This is a genomic window from Desulfovibrio sp. (genome assembly GCF_014803725.1).
In the GTDB taxonomy this organism is placed as follows: domain Bacteria; phylum Desulfobacterota; class Desulfovibrionia; order Desulfovibrionales; family Desulfovibrionaceae; genus Desulfovibrio.
Genome location: NZ_JAAVBE010000027.1, coordinates 62,575 through 82,736, shown reverse-complemented (window position 1 = coordinate 82,736; position 20,162 = coordinate 62,575). Strand labels below are relative to the sequence as shown.

Sequence of the window (20,162 nt, the reverse complement as noted above, 5' to 3'; positions counted from 1 at the left end):
CTCGTCCTTCCTGCCGGCTCCGCGCCTCACCCGCCCGGGGGCTCGAAGGCCCCAAGAAATCCGCTCAGTGGCGCCCCATGAGCTCGTCGAAGGTGAAAACGAGGTCAAGATCCGTATATTCCTGCGAGGGCGGCGGCGGAAATTCCCCGGCCTGCCCGGTGCGGATGACGGCGTTCACCGCCGAGGCGTCAAATTGCGCGTTGCCCGAGCTCTGGCTCACCACCGCCTGGAGCACCTTGCCCTGCATGTCCACCTTCACCCTGACCACGCAGGCGAGGTTGAGGCGCCCGGCCGAGGCGAAACCCCAGTTGGGCCGCACGGCCAGCATCACCTGGCCCATGTAGACATCACCGAGGCCGCCGCCCCCGGGGCCGTCGCCCTCGCCCCCGCCGCCGCCGCGATTGCCGCCCGCGCGGCGCTGCGCCTGGGCCAGCGCCTGCTCGATGGCGTTGCCGCGGTCGCCCGACTGGGCGCGGGACGTGGCCTTGCGCGCCTGCTGGAGCGCCGCGGCCACGGGGTCGGTCTTCTTGGGCGCGGGCTTCTCCTGCTTTTTCGGTTCCGGCTTCTTGGGTTCCGGCTTTTTGGGCTCGGGCTTTTTCTGCTCCGGCTTCTTGGGCTCTTCCTTTTTCGGTTCGGGCTTGGGCTCGGGCTTTGGTTCCGGCTTGGGCTCGGGTTTCGGCTCCGGCTTGGGTTCATCCTTGCGCGGGATGGGCACGGCCTCGGGCTTTTTCTGCTCCGGCTGGGCCTCCCTGGGCGGCGCGGGCACGGGCTCGGGCCTGGCGGCCTCGCGCGCGGGCGCGGCGATCTCGCTCTGCGGGGCCGGCGGCGTGGGCGCGAGCGGCCCCTCCGCCTGCTCGCCCATGTGCCCGAGGATGGGCGAGGGCGTGCGGTTGCCGCCGGGCGCGCCTTCCACGAGGCTGATCATCACCGGCCTCTGGTCGAGCCTGAGCGGCGGCGACGACGGCCAGAACCAGATGAGCAGGATGAGCGCCGCGTGCAGGCAGAGCGAAAGGATATAGGAGGCGAGCTGCATGCGTGCCTACTTCTTCTTTGCCGCTCCGGGGGTGCGGGCGCGCGCGGGCGCCGCCTCGGACGCCGCGGCCTTGGCGGCGGCCACGCCTTCGGGCTGCTCGGCCATGACGCCGAGATTTTCGATGCCCGCGGCCTTGATCTCGCCCATGACCTCCACCACGAGGCCGTAGGGCACTTCCTTGTCGGCCTGGAGGAAGAGGCTCTTGTTTTTGGCCTTGACCAGGCGCTCAAGGTAGCCGCCGAGCTCGGCCAGGTCCTCCACCGCGTATTCGTCAAGGAAGATCTTGCCGTCCCGGCGCACGGTGAGGATCATGTGGTCCACCTCGCCGGGCAGGGTCTCCACCTGTTTTGTCTGCGGCAGGTCCACCTCGAGGCCCTGGGTCATCATGGGCGTGGCCACCATGAAGATGATGAGCAAGACGAGCATCACGTCCACGAAGGGCGTGACGTTGATCTCCGAAACGAACTTGCCGCCGCCGAGGTTCGCGCCCATCTCAGAGCTCCGTGGCGCCGGTGCGCTGCACCGGGCGGTGGGCGTTGAGCTCGCGCTGGACGCGGTTGAGGAAGAAACCGGCGAAATTCACGAGCAGGGTGTCCACCTGCGAGAGCTTGCCCATGAAGAGGTTGAAGCCCACGGTGGCGGGCACGGCCACGGCGAGGCCGATGGCCGTGGCGACCAGCGCCTCCGAAATGCCGGGCGCCACGGTGGCGAGCGACGCGGACTTGAGGAGCCCGATGGAGTGGAAGGAATTCATGATGCCCCAGACCGTGCCGAAGAGGCCGATGAAGGGCGCGGTGTTGGCCGTGGTGGCGAGCAGGGAGAGCGAGCGCTGAAGGCGAGCCATCTCGCTGGCCGCGCCCTGGCGCAGGGCGCGGCGCACATTGTCCACCACCACTTCGCTGGCGTTGCCGAGCTCGCGGGAGCGGTTGAACTCCTGCACGCCCTGGTGCGCGATATAGTAGAGCGGCGAGCTCGGGTCCGAGCCCAGGGACTGCACGGCGTCGCGCAGGTTGGCGGCCTTGTCGAAGCGCTCGATGCCGGAAACGGCCTTGCGGTTGGCCGCCGTGAGCGCGATGAACTTCTGGATCATCAGGCCCCAGCTGGCGACAGACATGAGCACGAGCAAGGCCAGCACGGCCTTGGCCACCAGGCTCGCCTGGGCGACCATCGAGAAGATGCTGAATTCCATTGATGTCTCCGCTCTAAAGATCGGGGCGCACGGACGCGCCGCAAGATGGCAAGCCCCGGGCTGGAGGATGAACCGTCTTTGGCACTTTTTCAAGAGATTTTTTAGAGTGTCGCGGCAAATACATGAGCCACGGGCGCCCGTCCTTGCCAAGGGCGCCCGTCCTGTATACCATGCCGCCATGCACATGGCCCATGCTCTCCGGCTGCGGCGCAAAGACGCCGCATGCCTCACGCTGGCGCGCCTTGGCTGCGCCGCGCTGGCGCTCTGCGCCCTCCTTGCCGTCCCGCAGGCAGCCCCGGCCGCCAGCCGCGAGGCGCCGGCGCCCATCTATACCGGCGGGCGCACGCTCAAGGCCGGGGGGGACGCCGCGCCTGCCGGCACCCTCGACATGCCCGCGGCCGTGGCCCGCGCGCTCGAGCGCAACCCCTCCCTCGGCGCGCAGGAGGCGCAGAGCCGCGCCTCGGAAGAAGGCCGCAAGTCCGCGCGCGGCGCCTTCGGGCCCAAGCTCGGCATGACCTATTCGGCCGTCAAGCAGGAGCGCAAGGCCCAGCCCAGCACCACGCGGCCGCCCGAGTTCGGCTCATATTCCTGGGGCGTGGAGATCTCGCAGCCGGTCTTCCAGGGCTTCCGGCTGCTCAATTCGNNCCNGNNNTGNCGNGCTCCAGGCCGACAGCGACAAGGCNGCNCTGCGCCGCGCCGAGCTCGCCATGACCGAGCAGGTGCAGACCGAATTTCTCAACTACCTGCGCGCCGAGGANAATGTCAAAAGCGANNGNGACTCGCTGGCGCGCCTGCGCGACCAGNTGCGCATCACCACGGCCTTTTATGANGTNGGCCTNCGGCCNCGCCTNGANGTNCTCCAGGCCGAGGTGGACGTNAGCAACGCCGAGAACCTGCTNATCCAGGCCGAGAACACGCGCGACACCGCNCAGGCNNGGCTCAACACCCTGCTCGGCTTCACGGCCACCGCGCCNGCGCGCTATGTGGGCAGGCTCGNNCACGTGCCCTTNCGCCGCTCGCTGGAGCAGTGCCTGGAGGCCGCCTACCGCCAGCGGCCCGACCTCNNNATCGCGGCGAAAGCNGTGGANATGGCCGGCAAGGACCGGCGCATGGTGCANAGCGACTACTACCCGCAGATCGAGGCCTATTACAANATCAACCAGNCNGGCAACACGCCCGACCTCCAGCGCCGCGGCGACCACGGCTCGCGCTCGGCCACCTGGGAGGTGGGCGCCCGCGCCGTGTGGAACGNNTTTCAGTGGGGCNTCACCTATTACGCCGACCAGCAGGCCGGCTGGCAGGTGACGCGGCTCCGGCACGAGGAGGAAGACCTCAAGCTCAATGTGGGCTATGACATCAAGTCCAAGCTGCTCGCCGTGCACGAGGCGGAAAAGCGCATCGTGGTGGCGGAAAAGGGCGTCACCCAGGCGCGCGAGGCCTATGACGCGGCGCTGGCCCGCTANCAGGAGCAGGTNGGCACCAACTTCGANGTTCTCGACGCCTCGGCCAACCTCACCCGCGCCCAGGCCTCGCTNACCGGCGCCNGGGCCGANTANCTCACGGCGCTCGCCCAGATCTACGTCGCCATGGGCGAATATCACCCGGACCTCAGGCCNGGGCCGGCCCCCGCGCAAGGCACGGCAAAGGNCCGGGGCGGCGCCAAAACTTCCGGNAAGGNNCGCTAGNCNAANCCGCNCTCCCCACTCCAGCGCACAAGGATGCCCATGAGCGAACCGNGCCTCACCATCACGCCCCTCGGGGGCCTCGGCGAAATCGGCCTCAACTGCCAGCTGTGGGAAAGCGGCGGNGGCGTGGTCATGGTGGACTGCGGCCTCATGTTCCCGGACGACGCGCATCTCGGCGTGGATGTGCTCATCCCNCANTTNGGCGCCGTGCAGGAGGTGCGCGACCGNCTGCTCGGCATCGTGCTNACCCACGGCCACGAGGACCACATCGGNGCGCTNCCNTGGATCGTGCCCGAGCTCAAGAACGCCCGCATCTTCGGCTCGCGCTTCACCCTCGCCCTCGTGGAGCACAAGCTGCGCGAGCACGANCTGCTCAACCGCGTGGAGCTNTGCCCGGTGGACGCCGCCACNGTGCTGCCGCTGGGNGACCTCNTTTTTCACTTCATCCCGGTGTGNCATTCCATCCCGCACGGCTTCGGCCTCGGNGTGGAAACGCCCGTNGGCCGGGCNGTGCACAGCGGGGACTTCAAGATCGACCCCATGCCGCTGGCCGGNTCGGGCACGGAGCTNGCGGCCTTCNGGGAATTCGCNGGGCCNAAAGGNGCGCGGCTTCTGCTNTCCGACTCCACCAATGTGCTGCGCGAGGGGCGCTCGCTCACCGAGCGCGAGGTCAAGGCCTCGCTGGAGCGCGTCTTCGCCGCGGCGCGCGGGCGCATCGTGGTCACGCTGTTCTCGAGCCACATCCAGCGCATCCAGGAAGTGTGCGACCTGGCGCGCCAGTACGGCCGGGCGGTNATCATCAGCGGNAANTCNCTNGCCAACAATATCGACATCGCCTCGGAGCTCGGCTTNCTCACCCTGCCGCCNGAGTTNNACAANGCCCACAACGGCGTGCCNGANNTNCCNGACGACAAGGTGGTGCTCATCGTCACCGGCGCCCAGGGCGAGCCGCNNTCCGCGCTGTCGCGCATGGTCTGGGGNGGGCACCGGCAGCTCGAGATCCGCGAGGGCGACACCGTGGTCATGAGCTCGCGCGTCATCCCGGGNAATGCNCGGCCCATCTCGCGGCTGATCAATGAAATGTACCGCAAGGGCGCGGAAGTGCTCTACGAAAGCTCGCACGCCGTCCACGCCTCGGGCCACGCCCACCGCGAGGAACTGCGCGACCTGCTCCTCGCCGTGCGCCCCGAGCTTTTCGTGCCCGTGCACGGCGAATACCAGCACCTCGTCATGCACGGGCGCCTCGCCGAAAGCTGCGGCGTGCGCCCGGAAAACGTCATCCTGCTCCAGGACGGCCAGCCGCTCACCATCCTCGAGCACGGCTTCCGCCTCGAGGAGCCCGTGCCCGTGGAGTGCACCCTCGTGGACGGCAAGGGCGTGGGCGACGTGGGCGCCTCGGTGCTGCGCGAGCGCCGCATCCTGGGCGACGAGGGCGTGGTCATCGTGTCGCTCGTGCTGGATGCAGAGACGGGCAGCGTGCTCCACGGGCCGGAGATGATCTCGCGCGGCTTCGTGTTCGAGCAGCAGTTGAGCCACGTGCTCGAGGACGCCAAGTGCCTCGTGCTGGACGAGCTGGAGAACTCGCCCGGCAGCACGAGCCGCCTGCGCGAGAACATCCGCACCTCGCTGCGCCGCTTCTTCCGGCGCGTCCTGGAGCGCGACCCGGTGGTGGTGCCGGTCATCAGCGAGGTTTAGGCGCGAGCCTTCGCGACAGTCTCCGGGCGCCCGGTTGAAACCGCCTCTTTGCCTTTGCTCTCCTTGTGCGTGGGTTGTGCGTCTGTGGTGAGTGTGTAACGCCGAAATTATCCGTCAAAAACAGCCTTTTCGGCGCTGGCAAGGAAGATAAAAATTTCCTCGGTCGAGTACTTAAGTACACTCCCTTCGGAAATTTTTATCTTCCTTGCCAGCGCCGAAAAATCTTATTTTTTAGGATTCTTCCGGCACGAGCACCCGTCTTCCGCTGCGCTCCAGACGGATCTAAGGAAGATTCGTCAACTGCTCAGTATAACAAAACCTAAAATAAAGACGCGCGGCAAACCATTCCCTGCATGATTCTTGCATGTTCCTTTCTGCGGCCCTGCTCATCGGCGGCCGCAGGAAGGTAGTCATGAATACCCTTACCCACGATCTTGCCTACTGGCTCTGGGGCGCCGTGCTTGTGCTCTGCGCCTGCCTGTACGGCATGCTCCTCGCCGCGCCCGTGCGTGACGCGGGGATGGCGCAGGCCGTGCCGGGCTTTACCGTGGCCGAGCCCCATGTGGGGCAGGTGCGCGTCATCCCGCAGGCGAGCGCGGCCCTCGTGAGCCCCTGCGCCGCGCAGGACAGCCTCCTCGCCGAGGGCGAACAGACTCTGGCCGAACTTTAATTCTTTCGCAGAATGGCGTCACAGGCCGCGGCCAGACCTGGCCAGACCGGCGTCCCCGGAAAGGCGGCGCGCGTGGCGCGCGCCTCGGCGTCGTCAGGGTCGGCCCGCAACAGGCCGGCCCGGCAGCCCGCGGCCAGCCCCGCGGCCACGTCCCGCTCACGGTCGCCCAGCATCCATGAGGCGCCGGGCTCGATGCCCAGGTCTTCGCAGGCTTGAAAAATGAGCCCGGGCATGGGCTTGCGGCACAGGCAGGGGCCGGTGATTTCCGGGAGATGCGGACAGTGATACCACGCGTCCGGCGCCGCGTTCAGGGGCCTGAGTTCCGCGTCCGCCCAGCGCTCCAGCCGGGCAAGGTCATCCGCCGAAAAATAGCCACGGGCGATGCCGGACTGGTTGCTCACCACCACGAGCCGCCATCCCGCCGCGCGAAAGCGCGCCAGCGCCTCGGGCACGCCGGGGAGCCAGCCCCAGTCCTCAGGCCGGTGCACATAGCCCCGGTCCTCGTTGAGGGTGCCGTCCCTGTCCAAAAAAATGGCGCGGCGGGCGCCTTTCGCTTCCATAAAGCCCCCTGCGGTCTTTCCGCCGGCAGTCTAGCAGGGTGCGCCGCCCCTTGCCAGCGGCATCCGCCCCTTGCAACCGGTCGCGCTTGACAGGGCCCGGTGCCTTGGGCACAGTCGCAGGCACGTGCAGCCTTCGGAGTGCCCATGCCCGCCGCGTCATCGCCCCCCAACTCCCAAAGCCTTGTCTCCGCGCCAAAGGACGCCCTGCCCTGCGTCATCCTCATCGGCATGGCCGGTTCCGGCAAGAGCACCATCGGCGCGCGCCTCGCGCAGGAGATGGACTGGGCGCTGCTCGACAGCGACGCGCTCATGGAGGCCCTGTACGGCTGCCGCCTGCAGGACCTCACCGACGCGCTCCCCCGCGACGCCTTTCTGGATGTGGAATGCGCCGTCATCTGCGCCATCCGCGCGCAGCGCACGGTCATCGCCACGGGCGGCAGCGTCGTCTACCGCGAGGCCGCCATGCGCCATCTTGCATCGCTTGGGCCTGTCGTACACCTTGATGTGCCGCTCCCCGAGATCGAGCGGCGCATCGCCCGCAACCCGCAGCGCGGTCTTTCCCTCGGGCCCGGGCAGAGCGTGGCCGACCTGCACGGCGAGCGCGCCCCGCTCTACGCCTCCTGGGCCTCCCTGCGCTGCGACGCCGGCCGCGGCACGCCCGTTGGCTGCGCCCGCTGGATACTCCGCCACCTGCCCCCGGAATTCCGGGACTCAAGCGAGGGAGAGCATGGGATTCTTTGACGGTCTCGCGTCCATGATGGCGGATTCGGCCGGAAAAAACCTCATCAACCAGCACATCGCCAAGTATGGCCGGCTCACGAGCCTGTCCATCAGGGACGGGCAGGTCCGGGCCGGCCTCCTCCTCAACGGGATAAATCAGGAGATAGCCATCTCCTGCGCCTCGGTGGAGATCGCCGAAGACGGCAGCACCGTCCGCCTTGGCGGTTTCAGCGCCAATGTGCCCTGCGTCGAGCAGGCGCTCAATGACTTCTGCACGCGGACCTTCGAGGTGAAATCCCCCCGCGCGCAGTACGCCCTGACAGCCCTCAGAAAACTGCTGTTTTAAAAATCCGCGCCGCCTCAGGCCGTGGGCCAGACCACGGGCCGGATCTCCGGGCCGGTGGCCGGCTTGCGCGGGGGTTTCTCCGCCAGCGGGATGGCGGCGCCCTCCTCCGTGGCCGGCGCGACCGCCACGGGCGTGCCCTCGGCAGCGATGGGCTCGCGGGTGAGCACGGCTTCCGTGCGCTCGAACAGGTTGGCCATGATGGCGTTGGAAACGAGCATGCCGCTCCTCGTGAGGCTCAGGTAGCCGTTGCGGATGCGGATGAGGCCGTTCTCGTGCAGGGCCTGGACGAGGCGCTGGTGGTCGCGCAGAAAGTCGCGGCCGGTGAGGTCGCGGTAGGCCTTGAGGCGCAGGCCGCGCGCCGTGCGCAGGCGCAGCATGATGAGCTCGAGCACGCGCACCGTGGGCGTGAGCACTTCGGGCGCCTTGCCGAGGGCCCCGGTGCGCACCTTGTTGTCCCACGCGCGCTGGCTCGCGGGGTTGGTCCAGCGTCGCCCGGCGATGGTGGAGGTGGCCGAAGGCCCGAGGCCGAGATAATCCATGCCCTCCCAGTAGCCCAGATTGTGCCGGCACTGGAAGCCCATGCGCGCGAAATTGGAAATTTCGTAGTGCAGGTAGCCTTGGGCCTCCAGATAGGCCGCGCCCTCCATGAACATGATGTTCTGGTCGCGTTCGGGCGGCAGCGCGAGGCGCCCCTCCTCGCATTCCAGCTCCAGCGGCGTGCCCGGCTCCAGGGTGAGGCCGTAGGCGGAGATATGGTCGGGCGCCATGCGCACCGCGTCCTTGAGGGTCTGGAGCCACTGGCGCACGCTCTGCCCGGGCAGCCCCCACATGAGATCCATGCTGATATTGGCGCAGCCGGCCTCGCGCGCGGCGAACACGGCCTGGAGGCTGTCCTGCGCCTTGTGCGGGCGCCCGAGCGTGCGCAGCATGGCCTCGTCGAGGCTCTGGATGCCGATGGACAGGCGGTTAACGCCGGCCGCCAGAAGGTCGGGCACCACATTGCGCCCCCTAAGGGACTCGGGATTGGCTTCCAGTGTGATCTCGGTCTTGTCGCCGAGGTGAAAATGCCGCCCCAGCCGCTCGAGGATGACGCCCACGATGCGCGGCGGCAGCAGGCTCGGCGTGCCCCCGCCGAAAAAGACGCTCTGGATGTTGGCGCCGCCCAGGGTGTCGGCATGCAGGGCCAGCTCCATGAGCAGGGTGTCCACATAGTCGCGCACCGCAGGCGAGGCTGCGGCGTCTACACCGCGCCCGAGGGGCACGGAATGAAAAGCGCAATAATTACAGCGGGTACGGCAAAAAGGAACATGAATATATACAAGCATGGAATGGCCCTTACAGGATTTTGCCACGCGGCGCGGCGATGGGGAAACTGCTGCAAGCGGCGTGCCGGGCGCCGGCCTCAGGCCTTTGCGTCCTCGGGCAGCATGTGCAGGGCCTCCATGAAACGGCGCACCACCGCGGGGTCGCCCGTGTGCTTGGAGGCGTCCTCGCTGAGCTTGCACGTTTCGTTGTAGAAGGGCCAGGACTCGGTGATCTTGGCGGCCACGAGCTTGATGACGATGTTCAGCGGCGACGCGCCCGGGAAATCGTGGGTGAAGTGGGTGCCGATGCCGAAGGAGGGCTGGCACACGGGCGCGGCGAAGCCCTGGATCTCCACGGCCTGATCCACGGTGAGCGCGTTGCTGAACACCACCTGCTTGGTCGCGGGCTCGATGCCGAGGGAGCGGTACTTGGCGACGATCTTGGCGAGCTCTTCGCGATTGTCGCCGCTGTCCACGCGCAGGCCCTTGAACATGTTGGCGAAATCCTCCGAGAAATTGAGGCTGAAGATCTCCCAGCCGAAGGTGTCGTAGAGGAATGTCCCGAGCGAGCCGCGGTAGGTGGAGGACCAGGCCTTCATGGCGATGTGGTTGGCCATCTGCGGGCCGTACATGCCGCCGATGGCAGCGATGATCTCGTGCGCCATGGTGCCCACGGGCAGGAGGTCGTACTTCATGGCGAAATAGATATTGCTCGTGCCCATGAAGCGCCCCGGCCCCCTCTCCTGCCCCGCCTCCTCGCAGAGCGCGCGGATGGCCGCGTCCTGCGCGGCGAAGGAGGCGCGCCGGCGCGTGCCGAAATCGCTGAAGGTGCAGCCGTTTTCGATGAGGCGCCGGGCCTTGAGGCGCGTTTTTTCCGCAAAGGCGGCGAGGTCGAGGCCGCCGTCGCGCCCGGTCATCATGAGGTAGAGCTCGGAGATGATGGCCAGCACCTTGACCTCGAGGAGGATGGTATTGGTCCAGCAGCCCTCGAACTCCACCTGGAGGCGCCCGGAAGCATCCTGGCGCACGCGCGCGAGTCTCGCGTCATAGCGGAAGCCGCGCAGGAAGCTGTAAAACCAGTAGGGGATGTAGCGGCAGCGCCGCTTCATGAAGGCGATCTCCTCGTCGGTGATGACCACGTCCTCGAGCATGGCGAGCTGCTGCTCGAGCTCGCGGGCGAAGCCGGGGGGGTAGATGGTGCCCCCGCGATCCGTGAAGGAGTATTTCACCTGCGCGCGCGGGTAATTGTCGATGACCGCGCAGCACATGGTGAACTTGTAGAGGTCGTCGTCGGTGAAATGGGTGATGATCTGTCGCATGGCGTTTTCCGCAAAAGTCAGTGCGCCCCCGGCGCGTCCGCAAGAGGGATGCCGGCCTCGGTGGCATAGGCCCTGAGCTTCGCGCCGCCGTCCAGCGAGGGCGCAAAGGGCGCGAGCACCGCAAAACGCCTGGGCCCCAGCAGCTCCACGCCGTCCCTGAGGGTGGAGAGCACGCAGATGTCGCCCGCAAGCCCGCAGATCTCCACGCGCGTGACGCCGAGCCCGTCCACCAGCGCAAGGATGCGTTCCCGCGCCGCGGGGTTCTGAAAAATGGAATATTCCTCGCGCTCGCGCGCCTCCCCCTTGTGCAGCACCGTGCAGGGCCCGGCCGTCTCATGCAGCGCCGGCACGAGCGCGGGCCACAGGGCAGCGCCCGCGGTGTCGGCCACGCAATGCCGGGGCCACTCGCCGCCCCTCTCGCGGAAGGAGGAATGGTCATAGGGGTGCCGGTCGCAGGTGACGGCCTTGGCCGCATAGGCGCCGTCAGCCCTGCGGAGCGCCGCCGCGAGCGCGTCCATGGCCTCGCGGGCGCCGGGCACGGGCAGGGTGCCGGTGATAAAATCCTGCTGCGGGTCCACCACGAGAAGAAGACGCTGCATGCCGCCCCCGGGGCTTGGAGTGCCGGCGGCCACCCGGCGGGCATCTGCCCGGCGCAGGGTGGAGCCCGCCCTGTGCATGAGTACCCCCGCGGGCGCCCGAAGGCAAGCCCGGCCCGATGTGGTGCTCCGGGCGGTGGCCCCAAAGCTCTTCGGGCCACCGGGAGCGGCCTAAGTTTTTCCCGCGCCTGCCGATGAGACTGGCAAGGGGGGGGTCGCGCCGGCCGGCGCGCGATGATGCGGAAAAAGGCTTTGCAACCCTGAAATATTTGTGCTACATCCTCCCCGAGGAGCACACCATGGACGGCGTTTCCGGCAGCGGAGGCATCACTTCGGCCCTCTTTATGGGCGCGGGTGCCATGCAGGCCCATTCTTGGGGCATGGCTGTCCACGCGCATAATGTGGCCAATGTCTCCACTGACGGCTTTGCGCCGCAGCGGGCGCTGTTCGCCACCGGCCCCGGCGGCCAGGGCGTCACGCTGGATTCGGTCGTCCGCGAGCCGCGCCTGGGGGGCGCGCTTGCGGGCTATGGCGCGGACGGCACCGCGGCCGACTTTCGGGAGGCCGCCAATTTGCCGCCCGGCGTCACGCTCCCCAGTGGAACGGAACTTGCTAGAGAAATGCCCGGCATGATCGTCACCCAGCGCACCTATGAGGCCAATGCCCAGACCGTGCGCACGGCGGACGAAATGCTCGGCACCTTGCTGAATCTCAAGGCCTGAGCCTGATTTTCGCTCGCGCCCGCCCGCGCCGCCATGGCGCCGGAGCGGCTTGTCTGCGAAAATCGGGGCTTTTCGGCTTCATTGGCCTTTTGCGCGGCGGCCAGGCTTCGGCCGCGGCATTCTGTTTTTTTACAGGGGGAAGGAAAAGGATGGGAAAGGGATTGAAAGTGTGCGCGCTCATTCTCGCCTGCGGCCTGGCCTTTGGCTGCGCCGCGCAAAAAAGCGGCAAGGCCGCTGAACAGGCGCGCGTGGAGCGTTTCCGTCATTCCTACGAAGCCAGCCTCAATGAAGAGCAGGAACTGGCGGGCCAGAAGCTGCTCCAGCACGCCCGCTCGGCCATCGGCACGCCCTATGTGCTCGGCGGCTCCAATCCGGGCGGCTTTGACTGCTCGGGCTTCGTCCACTGGGCCTACAGGAACGTGGGCGTCAAGCTGCCGCGCACGGCGCGCGAGCAGTCCGTGGTGGGCGAGAGCATCCGCAATATCGAAGACATGCGCGCGGGCGACATCGTGGCCTTCCGCCACCCCAAGCGCGGCTACCATACCGGCATTTACGTGGGCGACGGCAAGTTCATCCACAGCCCCCGCAAGCGCACCCGCGTGCGTATCAATTCCCTCTCCGACCCCTATTTCAGCAAGACCCTGCTCGGCGCGCGCCGCGTCTCCATCGGCAGCGGGGAGAATCTCGTGGCCCAGGCCGAAAACCGCCTCGCCGTCTATGCCGACGCCCGGGAGACCCGCAAGGGCGCCAAGGCGGCCACCGTGGCTTCGGCTTCCGCCAAGGGCAGCAAGGCCGCCAAGGCGGGCAAGTCCGTCAAGAATGCCAAGTCCAAGGTGTCGAAGTCCACGGCCAAGTCCGCCAAATCCGGCAAGTCCGTGAAGTCCGCCACCAAGAAGTCCGGCAAGGGCGGCGCCGTGGCCTCCGCGCAGAAGCTCGCCTCCGGCAGGAACGCGGTCAAGGGCCGTGTCCAGGCCAGCCAGGCTCCCGTCAAGGCCGCAGCCAAGCCGGCCGCGGCCAAGTCCACGGCTTCCCGCAAGAGCGGCCACAAGACCGTTTCTTCGCTCAGCGCCAAGCAGAGCCGGAACCGTTCCTGAGTTTGCGCGGCCCGAATTTCCTCCCCCGGGGAGCAGCGAAAAAACGCGGCCAGGCCGCGTTTTTTCGTATCCACATCGAACCATTGCCCGAACTTCCGAAAGGCCGGCAGCATGAGCGACAGCGGACCGTCAGAAGAGACGAGAGCCCCGGACGCGCGGCCCGTGGTCGGGCGCCTCGCGCCCAGCCCCACAGGACTGCTCCACCTCGGCAACGCCTGGGCCTTCCTGCTGGCGTGGCTCTCGGCGCGCAGCAAGGGAGGCCGCGTCCTGCTGCGCATGGAAGACCTGGACCCGCAGCGCTCGCGCCCGGCCTTTGCGGCCGCCATCGTGGACGACCTCCATTGGCTCGGGCTGGACTGGGACGCCGGGCCGGAAGGGGGAGATGCCGCGCCCGGACTCGGCCCCATGGTGCAGAGCCAGCGGGGCCACATCTATGCCGGGGCCATGGCGCGGCTGGAGTCGGCAGGCCTCACCTATCCCTGTTTTTGCAGCCGCAAGGAGCTGCGCCAGCTGGCCTCCGCCCCCCATGCCGGCGAGGAGGGGCCCGTAGCGCCCGACCCGTGCCGCAGCCTCACCGCGGCGGAGCGGCAGCGCCTGTTTGCGGACGGAAGGCACGCGGCCCTGCGCCTGCGCAGCCCCGATGAGGCCGTCTGCTTCAGCGACATGTTCCAGGGGCCGCAAGCGTTCAGCCCCGAGGCCTTCGGCGGCGATTTCGCCCTGCGCCGCTCCGACGGCGTGGTGGCCTACCAGCTGGCCGTGGCCGTGGACGACGGACTCATGGACGTGACCGAAGTGGTGCGCGGGCGCGACCTCTTGCCCTCCACGCCGCGCCAGTTGCTCGTCATGCGCTTTTTGGGGCTCACCCCGCCCACCTACGCGCATATCCCGCTCCTGCTGGATAGCGAGGGCGAGCGCCTTGCCAAGCGCCATGCCAGCCTCTCTCTCGCGGCGCTCAGGGCTGCCGGCGCCAGGCCGGAAGCTGTCGTCGGCTATCTCGGGCGCCTTGCCGGCATCAATCCGGGGGGGCGGCCTGTGCGCCCGCGGGAGCTGGTGGGCCGCTTCTCCCCCGCTGCCTTGCCGCGCGGGGATTTGCGGGTTATGGAGGAAGACATGGCGCGCCTCATGAGCCCGAACGACGGCTGAGCCGCCCGCGCCCCGCCCGCAACCGCATCACCCCAAGGAGCCCCCATGCCGGCACTGGACCAGCCCTTTCTGGATGAGATCTTTCCCGCGGCCCGCACAGACGCTTTTTTTGACGCGCTCTTTGGCGGCGCCGAGGAAGGCGCCTATGACATCCGCCTTGTTCCCCTCAGTGTGACCGACAAGGAGGCCCGCCTCGCCTTCGAGCTTCGCCAGCGTCCGGGCAAGTGCCTGAAATGCAGCCTCACTTATGGCCTGCCGCAGGTGTTCAAGCGCCATCCCGTGCTCGATGTGGGCGGCGTGGCCCGCGCCGTGGGCGAACGCCTCGGCTGGCAGGGCGAACCCGACTGGGAACTTGGCCCAACGGAAGAAGTGGACGCCGAGACCCATGTCGTCCCCTTCAAGCTGGTACGGAAGTAAAACGGCGAATACACAAAAAGGCGCCCGCGTGGGCGCCTTTCCATTGTCCCGGCCCGGATGTGGCGAAATGCGTGCTGCCCGGGAAAACGCGGCCTAAAAATCCAGCTTGAACTGCATGCCGAGGCCCAAGGCCGAGTCCGGCTGACTGGAGCCGGCGCTTTCGGCGCCATGCTGCTCATCTTTAAGGATGAGCTCGGGGCCGACCCGGATGCTGAGATCTTCCGTGGGCTCCACATCAGCGAAGGCGCGCAGCACATGGTGCCTGTCGCGCACCAGCACCTCGTCCGGGCGCATGGCCTCGCGCATGGGCGTGACATTCCAGGTGGTGGTCGAGTTTTTCATGCTCATGCCTAAGGAGCCCTTGGGCTTGGCATGCTGGCCCTTGGCCGCTTCCGCCGCTTCGGCGTCCGCGATGGCCTGCGCCGCGGCGAGCGCGCGGTCGATGCCGCTCTCCGTGTCCATGGCGCCATGGCCCGCGGCGCTCTTTTTGGCGGCGCTTTTTTGCGCAGCGGCCTTGGCTGCACCTGACGTGCCCGCAGGCGCGCTCTTGCTGCCCTTCGCCGCGGTCTTGCCGCTCTGGGCCTTGGCGCCCGTCAGGGCTTTTTGCTTCAGGCTCTGCGCCGGCACGCCGCGCCGCCAGATGGCCGCCTTGCGATCTTCGGACTGGCCGAAGGCCCAGGACTGGCCGTGCAGCGCCTTGCCCTTCTGCGACGGCTGTTGTGCGGCCGTGGCCGCCAGCGCCTCTGGCGCATACACGAGCACCGCCCCGAGCAGGAACAGCAGGAGCAGGATGCCGCGCCAAGCGCCCGGGCGCCCGCAAGACAAGAAAACCCGGCCTGGGCCGGGTTTCCGCATCTTCATGGCCGCGCGCCCGCGCCGGTCGCTTCTCCGGTTCCCGCGCCAGTACGGGCCCCCGGCACGCCCACGGCCTTTTCTTCTTCCAGCAGTTCTTCCGTATCCACGATGGGGAAGGCGGGCGTGGCACCCGTATCCGACCAGCCGCCGCCCAGTGCCATGCACACGCTGACCACGGCGTTGAGCCTGTCGCGCAGGGCCGAGGCCAGCTGGAGCTCGGCGGCGAAAAGCTGCCGCTCCGCGTCGAGCACGGTGAGGTAGTCGGTATAGCCGTTGTCGTACTGGAGACGGGCGATCTCCGTGGCGCGCCTCAGGCTTTCCACCTCGATCTGCATGCTGCGCACGATGGCCCCGGCCTCGCGCTGGGCCGTGAGCGAGGTGCGGATGTCCTCGAAGGCCGTCTGCACGGTCTTGCGGTAGGCGGCTTCGGCCGCGCGCTTCTGGGCCTCGGCGTCCTTGAGGTTGTACCAGTTGTTGCCGAAATCCAGAATCGGGATGGAGCCGCTGGCCCCGTAGCTCCATGTGCCGGCGGGGTTGGTGAACAGGTTGCCCACCGCGGCGCTCAGGGTGCCGAGCGCTCCCGTGAGCGAGATGGAGGGGAAGAACTGGGCACGGGCCACGCCGATATTGGCGTTATAGGCCATAATCAGGTATTCCGCCGCGCGGATGTCAGGCCGGCGCATGAGCAGCTCCGAGGGGAGCCCGGTGGGCAGCACCGGCGGCGCGGGCAGGATGCCGATGTCATGGCCGCGCGGCATGGCGCGGTTGATGATGTCGCGCGGCGAGCGGCCGATGAGCACGGCGAGCGCGGCCTCGGCCTGGTCCACGGCCACGGTGCTCGTATGCACCTGGGCGCGGGCGATCTCCACCTCGGCGCGGGCGCGCTGCCAGTCGAGCTCGGTGATGTCGCCCTGCTCGTAGCGGCTCGTGTAGATGCCGAAGGATTCCTCGCGGCTCTTGAGGGTGCGCCGGGCCGTTTCGAGCTGCATGTCGAGCGCGAGCAGCGCGAAATAGCCCTGGGCCGTCTGCGCCGCCACGGAGAGGCGCAGGGCTTCGTGGCCGATGACGCTGTTCATGAGCACGTCGCTCAGCATGGTGCGCCGGTTGCGGGCCTTCCCCCAGAGGTCCAGCTCCCAGCCGGCGGAAAGCGCGCCCTGGTACTGCGTGGTCGCGCGCGACATGCCGCTCTGCGCGAAGGGCACGGCATTGGGCGCCTTTTCCGAGGAGCTTTGCGCCGTGGCCGCGCCCGTACCGCTCACCTGCGGGAAGAGGGCCGCGGTGGCCACGCCCACCTGGGCGGCGGCGGAGTCGATGCGCGCCAGCGACTGGGCGAGATCCTGGTTATAGGTCAGCGCATCGTCGATGAGGGCCGTGAGCACGGGATCGTTGAACCGCGTCCACCAGTCCGTGTCCAGCGGGGCCGAACCCAGGTCCACCGAGCGCCACTCCTTGGGCAGGTCCTGCTCGGGCCTTTCATAGCGCGGCGCAAAGGAGCAGGCGGCGAGGGCGCAGGCGAGGCATGAGCAAAGGATGCCTGCGGCAAGGTGTTTCAGGGCATGGCCCCCTGTGCGTGGCGTGGCTGCGCTGAAACTCATAGGTCGTCCACCTCCCCGTCCAGGCTGCCCTTGCCGGCATTGGGGTCTGTCTTGCCGCGCAGCTTGAGCGAGATCTGCATGATGAGCTTGAAGAAATACGGCAGGAACACCGTGGCGATGCAGGTGGCGCCCAGCATGCCGCCGATGACCGCCGTGCCGATGGAGTGGCGGCTGTTGGCGCCCGCGCCCGTGCTGATGGCGAGCGGCACCACGCCGAGGATGAAGGCCAGCGAGGTCATGACAATAGGCCGGAAGCGCAGGCGCGCGGCCTGCATGGCGGCGACATCCAGGCTGCGGCCGTCGTGCCAGGCGTCCACCGCGAATTCCACGATGAGGATGGCATTCTTGGCGGCGAGGCCGATGATGGTCACGAGCGCCACCTGAAAGTACACGTCGTTCTCGAGGCCGCGGAAATACGTCGCCACCAGGGCGCCGAACACGCCGAAAGGCACGGCCGTGAGCACCGAGAGCGGCAGCGACCACGATTCGTACTGCGCCGCCAGGATGAGGAACACCATGACGAGCGCCAGCACGAAAATCATGGTGGTGTCCGAGCTCGCGAGCTTTTCCTGCAGGGCCGAGCCCACCCAGCCGAGTGAATAGTCGTTGGGCAGCGTCTTGGCCACGGCCTCCATGGCCGCGAGCGCCTGGCCCGAGGAATAGCCGTCCGCAGGGTTGCCCATGACATGCGCCGCCGGGAAGACGTTGTAGCGCTCCACCACCTGCGGGGCCGTGCGCCGCTCCAGCGTCATGAGCGCGGTCAACGGGATCATCTCGCCCTTGTTGTTGGGCACATAGACATCCGAGAGGTCTTCGGGGAGCTGGCGGAACTGCGACTCGGACTGGAGGCGCACCTGGAAAGTGCGGCCCATGTAGTTGAAGTCGTTGACGTACATGCCGCCGAACGTGGCGCTCATGGTGGTGAACACGTCACTGATGTTGACGCCCATGTCCTTGCAGCGGTCGCGGTCAAGGTTGGCGTAGAGCTGCGGCGAGCCCGTGGAAAAGAGGTTCTGCACGCTGCCGATGGCTGGGTACTTGGGCGTGCCGTCGGCGTTCCTGCTCAGGGCCTCGGCCACGAAGGCGTTGGCCTGCTTCTCGAGGTCGTTGAGCGTGCCGTCGCCGCGCATCTGGATATAGCCCTCGAAGCCGCCGGTGGTGCTCATGCCGCTGATGGGCGGCGGCAAGAAGCCGAGCACCACGGCCTCGGGCTGCATCATGGTCACGGCCTTCATCCTGTCGGAAATGGCCTCGGCCGATTCCGACTTTTTCTTGCGCTTGCTCCACGGATCCAGGGTGGTGAAGAAGGTGGAATAGTTGCTCTTCACCGAGACCGTGGTGATGTCGATGCCGTTGATGTTGGCGAGGTGCTTCACCCCGGGGATCTTGAGGCCGTAGTCGTTGATCACGTCGCCCACGGTCTCCGTGCGCTTCAGCGAGGCGCCGTCGTCGAGGATGGCCATGCCGAGGGTATAGCCCTGGTCCTCGTTGGGCACGAGGCCGCCGGGGATGACCTTGAAGAGCCAGATGATGCCGACGAACATGAGGGCCGTGAGGATGAGGGCCTTGGCGCCGTGATCCTTCAGGTAGCGCACGCCGCGCAAATAGGCGTGGGTCACGCGCCCGAAGGTGTAGTCGAACCAGACAAAGGCCTTGGGCGGCTTGTAGTCGGCCGCGTGCGGCTTGAGCAGAAGCGCGCAGAGCGAGGGCGTGAGCGTGAGCGCCACGATGCCCGAGAGCGTCACCGAAACAGCGATGGTGATGGCGAACTGCTTGTACATCTGGCCCGCGAGGCCGCCCATGAAGGCCACCGGGATGAACACCGAGCAGAGCACGAGCACGATGGCGATGACCGGCGCCGTGATCTCGTTCATGCTCTTGGCCGTGGCTTCCTTGGGCGGCAAGTGCTCGGTGCTCATGATGCGCTCCACGTTTTCGAGCACCACGATGGCGTCGTCCACCACCAGGCCGATGGCGAGCACCATGGCGAAGAGCGTGAGCGTGTTGATGGAAAAGCCGAGCGCATAGAGGCCGGCGAAGGTGCCGATGATGGACACGGGCACGGCGATGCAGGGGATGAGCGTGGCCCGCCAGTTCTGGAGAAAGACAAAGACCACGATGAACACGAGGATCATGGCCTCGAGCAGGGTGCTGATGACCTCGTGGATGGATTCGAGAACAAAGTCGTTGGTGTCCACCACGAGCTTGAATTCCATGCCGTCGGGCATGGTCTGGGCGATCTCGGCGAGGCGCGCGGACACGCGGTCGCCCGTGGCGATGGCGTTGGCCCCCGGGAGCAGGTAGACGCCGCCCATGCAGGCGGGCATGCCGTCAAAGCGCGAGGACACGCTGTAGTCGAGGCCGCCGAGCTTGATGTCCGCCACGTCCTTCAGGCGCAGCATGGCGCTGTCCGGCCCGGTGCGGACGATGATCTCGCCGAACTGCTCGGGCGTGACGAGGCGCCCCAGGGTGTCGATCTGCCAGGTGAGCTGCGTGTCCTTGGGCGCGGGCATTTCGCCGAGGCGCCCGGGCGCGAACTGGGAGTTCTGCTCCTGGATGGCGGCGGCCACCTCCTGCGTGGAAATGCCGTACTTGGCGAGCTTATCCGGCGAAAGCCAGATGCGCATGGAATAGTTGCGGTTGCCGAACACCGAGCAGTCGCCCACGCCGGACACGCGCTTGAGCTCGTCCACCACGTTGATCTGCATCCAGTTGTGCAGGTAGACCTCGTCATAGCGGCCGTCGGGCGAGAAGAACGAAAAGAACATGAGCGCGGCGGGCGAGCGCTTGACCACGGTGACGCCCTGGCGGCGCACCTCCTCGGGCAGGGTCGTCTGGGCGAGGTTGACCTTGTTGTTGACGTTGACGAGCGCCATGTCCGGGTCGGTATCCAGCGAAAAATACACGTTGATGGTGCCGGAGCCCGAGCCCGAGGCCGCCGTGGACGTCATGTAGAGCATGTTTTCCACGCCGTTAATGTTCACTTCCAGCGGCGCGAGCACCGTGGAGGCGATGGTCGCCGCCGAGGCGCCCGGATAGCTCGCGCTCACGTTGACCGTGGGCGGCACGAGGTCAGGATACTGCGCGATGGGCAGCGCCATCATGGCGAGCAGGCCCACCAGCGTGATGACGATAGAAATGACCGAAGAAAGGATGGGACGGCGGAGAAAGAGATTCGGTTTGGCTGATACTGCCATTGCGCGTACCTATGTCCGGCGG

Annotated in this window: 20 protein-coding genes and 1 pseudogene; 10 read left to right on the top strand and 11 right to left on the bottom strand. The window is 67.5% G+C overall.

The window, feature by feature from the left end:
* Positions 1–64: 64 nt before the first annotated feature.
* From HDR50_RS10030 to tolQ, 3 genes are read right to left on the bottom strand one after another with little or no spacing between them, the layout of a single operon-like run.
* Positions 65–1,033: an energy transducer TonB gene (locus HDR50_RS10030; RefSeq protein ID WP_291357983.1), complete on the bottom strand. Its 969-nt coding sequence runs from the start codon at positions 1,031–1,033 to the stop codon at positions 65–67.
* A 6-nt stretch (positions 1,034–1,039) separates the two neighbouring features.
* Complete coding sequence (locus tag HDR50_RS10025; protein ID WP_291357982.1) at positions 1,040–1,525, bottom strand: ExbD/TolR family protein; 486 nt, start codon at positions 1,523–1,525, stop codon at positions 1,040–1,042.
* Between the two features lies 1 nt (position 1,526).
* The gene (gene tolQ / locus HDR50_RS10020) at positions 1,527–2,222 is read right to left on the bottom strand and encodes a protein TolQ (protein WP_165075179.1); all 696 of its coding nucleotides are present in this window, start codon (positions 2,220–2,222) and stop codon (positions 1,527–1,529) included.
* On the opposite strand from tolQ, the pseudogene HDR50_RS12500 reads away from it, so the two are divergent.
* Positions 2,107–2,796: pseudogene (locus HDR50_RS12500) on the top strand (TolC family protein); the annotation flags it as partial. The gene tolQ and the pseudogene HDR50_RS12500 sit on opposite strands and share 116 nt — an antisense overlap.
* On the opposite strand, the gene HDR50_RS10010 reads toward HDR50_RS12500, so the two are convergent.
* Positions 2,739–2,861 (bottom strand): hypothetical protein, encoded by a 123-nt coding sequence (locus tag HDR50_RS10010; protein ID WP_291358044.1) that lies wholly within the window; start codon positions 2,859–2,861, stop codon positions 2,739–2,741. The pseudogene HDR50_RS12500 and the gene HDR50_RS10010 overlap by 58 nt on opposite strands.
* A gap of 68 nt (positions 2,862–2,929) precedes the next feature.
* Here HDR50_RS10010 and HDR50_RS10005 point away from each other — a divergent pair, with 68 nt between their 5' ends.
* The 3 genes from HDR50_RS10005 to HDR50_RS09995 all read left to right on the top strand — a co-directional run bounded on the left by HDR50_RS10005 (position 2,930) and on the right by HDR50_RS09995 (position 6,272).
* Entirely contained in the window at positions 2,930–3,907 is a 978-nt protein-coding gene (locus HDR50_RS10005; RefSeq protein WP_291357981.1) for a TolC family protein, read from the top strand.
* 39 nt (positions 3,908–3,946) lie between these two features.
* A complete protein-coding gene (locus HDR50_RS10000) occupies positions 3,947–5,602 on the top strand; it encodes a ribonuclease J (protein WP_291357980.1) in 1,656 nt (551 codons plus the stop codon).
* A 412-nt stretch (positions 5,603–6,014) separates the two neighbouring features.
* A complete protein-coding gene (locus HDR50_RS09995) occupies positions 6,015–6,272 on the top strand; it encodes a hypothetical protein (protein WP_291357979.1) in 258 nt (85 codons plus the stop codon).
* Here HDR50_RS09995 and HDR50_RS09990 read toward each other — a convergent pair.
* Positions 6,269–6,832, bottom strand: a complete 564-nt coding sequence (locus HDR50_RS09990; protein ID WP_291357978.1) for an HAD family hydrolase — start codon at positions 6,830–6,832, stop codon at positions 6,269–6,271. The genes HDR50_RS09995 and HDR50_RS09990 overlap by 4 nt on opposite strands.
* A 144-nt stretch (positions 6,833–6,976) precedes the next feature.
* On the opposite strand from HDR50_RS09990, the gene thrB reads away from it, so the two are divergent.
* Together thrB and HDR50_RS09980 are read left to right on the top strand one after the other, a co-directional pair.
* The gene (gene thrB, locus HDR50_RS09985; protein ID WP_291357977.1) at positions 6,977–7,573 is read left to right on the top strand and encodes a homoserine kinase; all 597 of its coding nucleotides are present in this window, start codon (positions 6,977–6,979) and stop codon (positions 7,571–7,573) included.
* Positions 7,560–7,898: a hypothetical protein gene (locus HDR50_RS09980; protein WP_291357976.1), complete on the top strand. Its 339-nt coding sequence runs from the start codon at positions 7,560–7,562 to the stop codon at positions 7,896–7,898. The genes thrB and HDR50_RS09980 overlap by 14 nt, the downstream gene beginning before the upstream one ends.
* Before the next feature lie 14 nt (positions 7,899–7,912).
* Here HDR50_RS09980 and hemW read toward each other — a convergent pair whose 3' ends face one another.
* From hemW to HDR50_RS09965, 3 genes are all read right to left on the bottom strand, one after another.
* Positions 7,913–9,223 carry a radical SAM family heme chaperone HemW gene (gene hemW, locus HDR50_RS09975; RefSeq protein ID WP_291357975.1) on the bottom strand — a complete coding sequence of 437 codons (1,311 nt, stop codon included), beginning with the start codon at positions 9,221–9,223 and terminating at the stop codon, positions 7,913–7,915.
* A gap of 77 nt (positions 9,224–9,300) precedes the next feature.
* The gene (gene pncB / locus HDR50_RS09970) at positions 9,301–10,521 is read right to left on the bottom strand and encodes a nicotinate phosphoribosyltransferase (RefSeq protein WP_291357974.1); all 1,221 of its coding nucleotides are present in this window, start codon (positions 10,519–10,521) and stop codon (positions 9,301–9,303) included.
* Positions 10,522–10,538: 17 nt separating this feature from the next.
* On the bottom strand, positions 10,539–11,120 hold the full coding sequence (locus HDR50_RS09965) for an isochorismatase family protein (protein WP_291357973.1): 582 nt from the start codon (positions 11,118–11,120) through the stop codon (positions 10,539–10,541).
* A 296-nt stretch (positions 11,121–11,416) separates the two neighbouring features.
* Between HDR50_RS09965 and HDR50_RS09960 the strand changes: the two genes are divergently transcribed.
* The 4 genes from HDR50_RS09960 (at position 11,417) to HDR50_RS09945 (ending at position 14,493) form a co-directional block, all read left to right on the top strand.
* Positions 11,417–11,839 carry a flagellar basal body rod C-terminal domain-containing protein gene (locus tag HDR50_RS09960; protein ID WP_291357972.1) on the top strand — a complete coding sequence of 141 codons (423 nt, stop codon included), beginning with the start codon at positions 11,417–11,419 and terminating at the stop codon, positions 11,837–11,839.
* 167 nt (positions 11,840–12,006) lie between these two features.
* Complete coding sequence (locus HDR50_RS09955) at positions 12,007–12,933, top strand: NlpC/P60 family protein (RefSeq protein WP_291357971.1); 927 nt, start codon at positions 12,007–12,009, stop codon at positions 12,931–12,933.
* A 111-nt stretch (positions 12,934–13,044) separates the two neighbouring features.
* On the top strand, positions 13,045–14,076 hold the full coding sequence (gluQRS, locus tag HDR50_RS09950; RefSeq protein WP_291357970.1) for a tRNA glutamyl-Q(34) synthetase GluQRS: 1,032 nt from the start codon (positions 13,045–13,047) through the stop codon (positions 14,074–14,076).
* 45 nt (positions 14,077–14,121) lie between these two features.
* Positions 14,122–14,493, top strand: coding sequence for a hypothetical protein (locus HDR50_RS09945; RefSeq protein ID WP_291357969.1), 372 nt, complete (start codon positions 14,122–14,124; stop codon positions 14,491–14,493).
* A gap of 93 nt (positions 14,494–14,586) precedes the next feature.
* On the opposite strand, the gene HDR50_RS09940 is transcribed toward HDR50_RS09945, so the two are convergent.
* The 3 genes from HDR50_RS09940 to HDR50_RS09930 are packed head-to-tail and all read right to left on the bottom strand — an operon-like array spanning position 14,587 to position 20,140.
* Positions 14,587–15,318: a hypothetical protein gene (locus HDR50_RS09940; protein ID WP_291357968.1), complete on the bottom strand. Its 732-nt coding sequence runs from the start codon at positions 15,316–15,318 to the stop codon at positions 14,587–14,589.
* A 32-nt stretch (positions 15,319–15,350) separates the two neighbouring features.
* Positions 15,351–16,943: a TolC family protein gene (locus tag HDR50_RS09935; RefSeq protein WP_291357967.1), complete on the bottom strand. Its 1,593-nt coding sequence runs from the start codon at positions 16,941–16,943 to the stop codon at positions 15,351–15,353.
* A complete protein-coding gene (locus tag HDR50_RS09930) occupies positions 16,940–20,140 on the bottom strand; it encodes a multidrug efflux RND transporter permease subunit (protein WP_291357966.1) in 3,201 nt (1,066 codons plus the stop codon). Before HDR50_RS09930 ends, HDR50_RS09935 begins: the two co-directional genes overlap by 4 nt.
* Between the last annotated feature and the right edge of the window lie 22 nt (positions 20,141–20,162).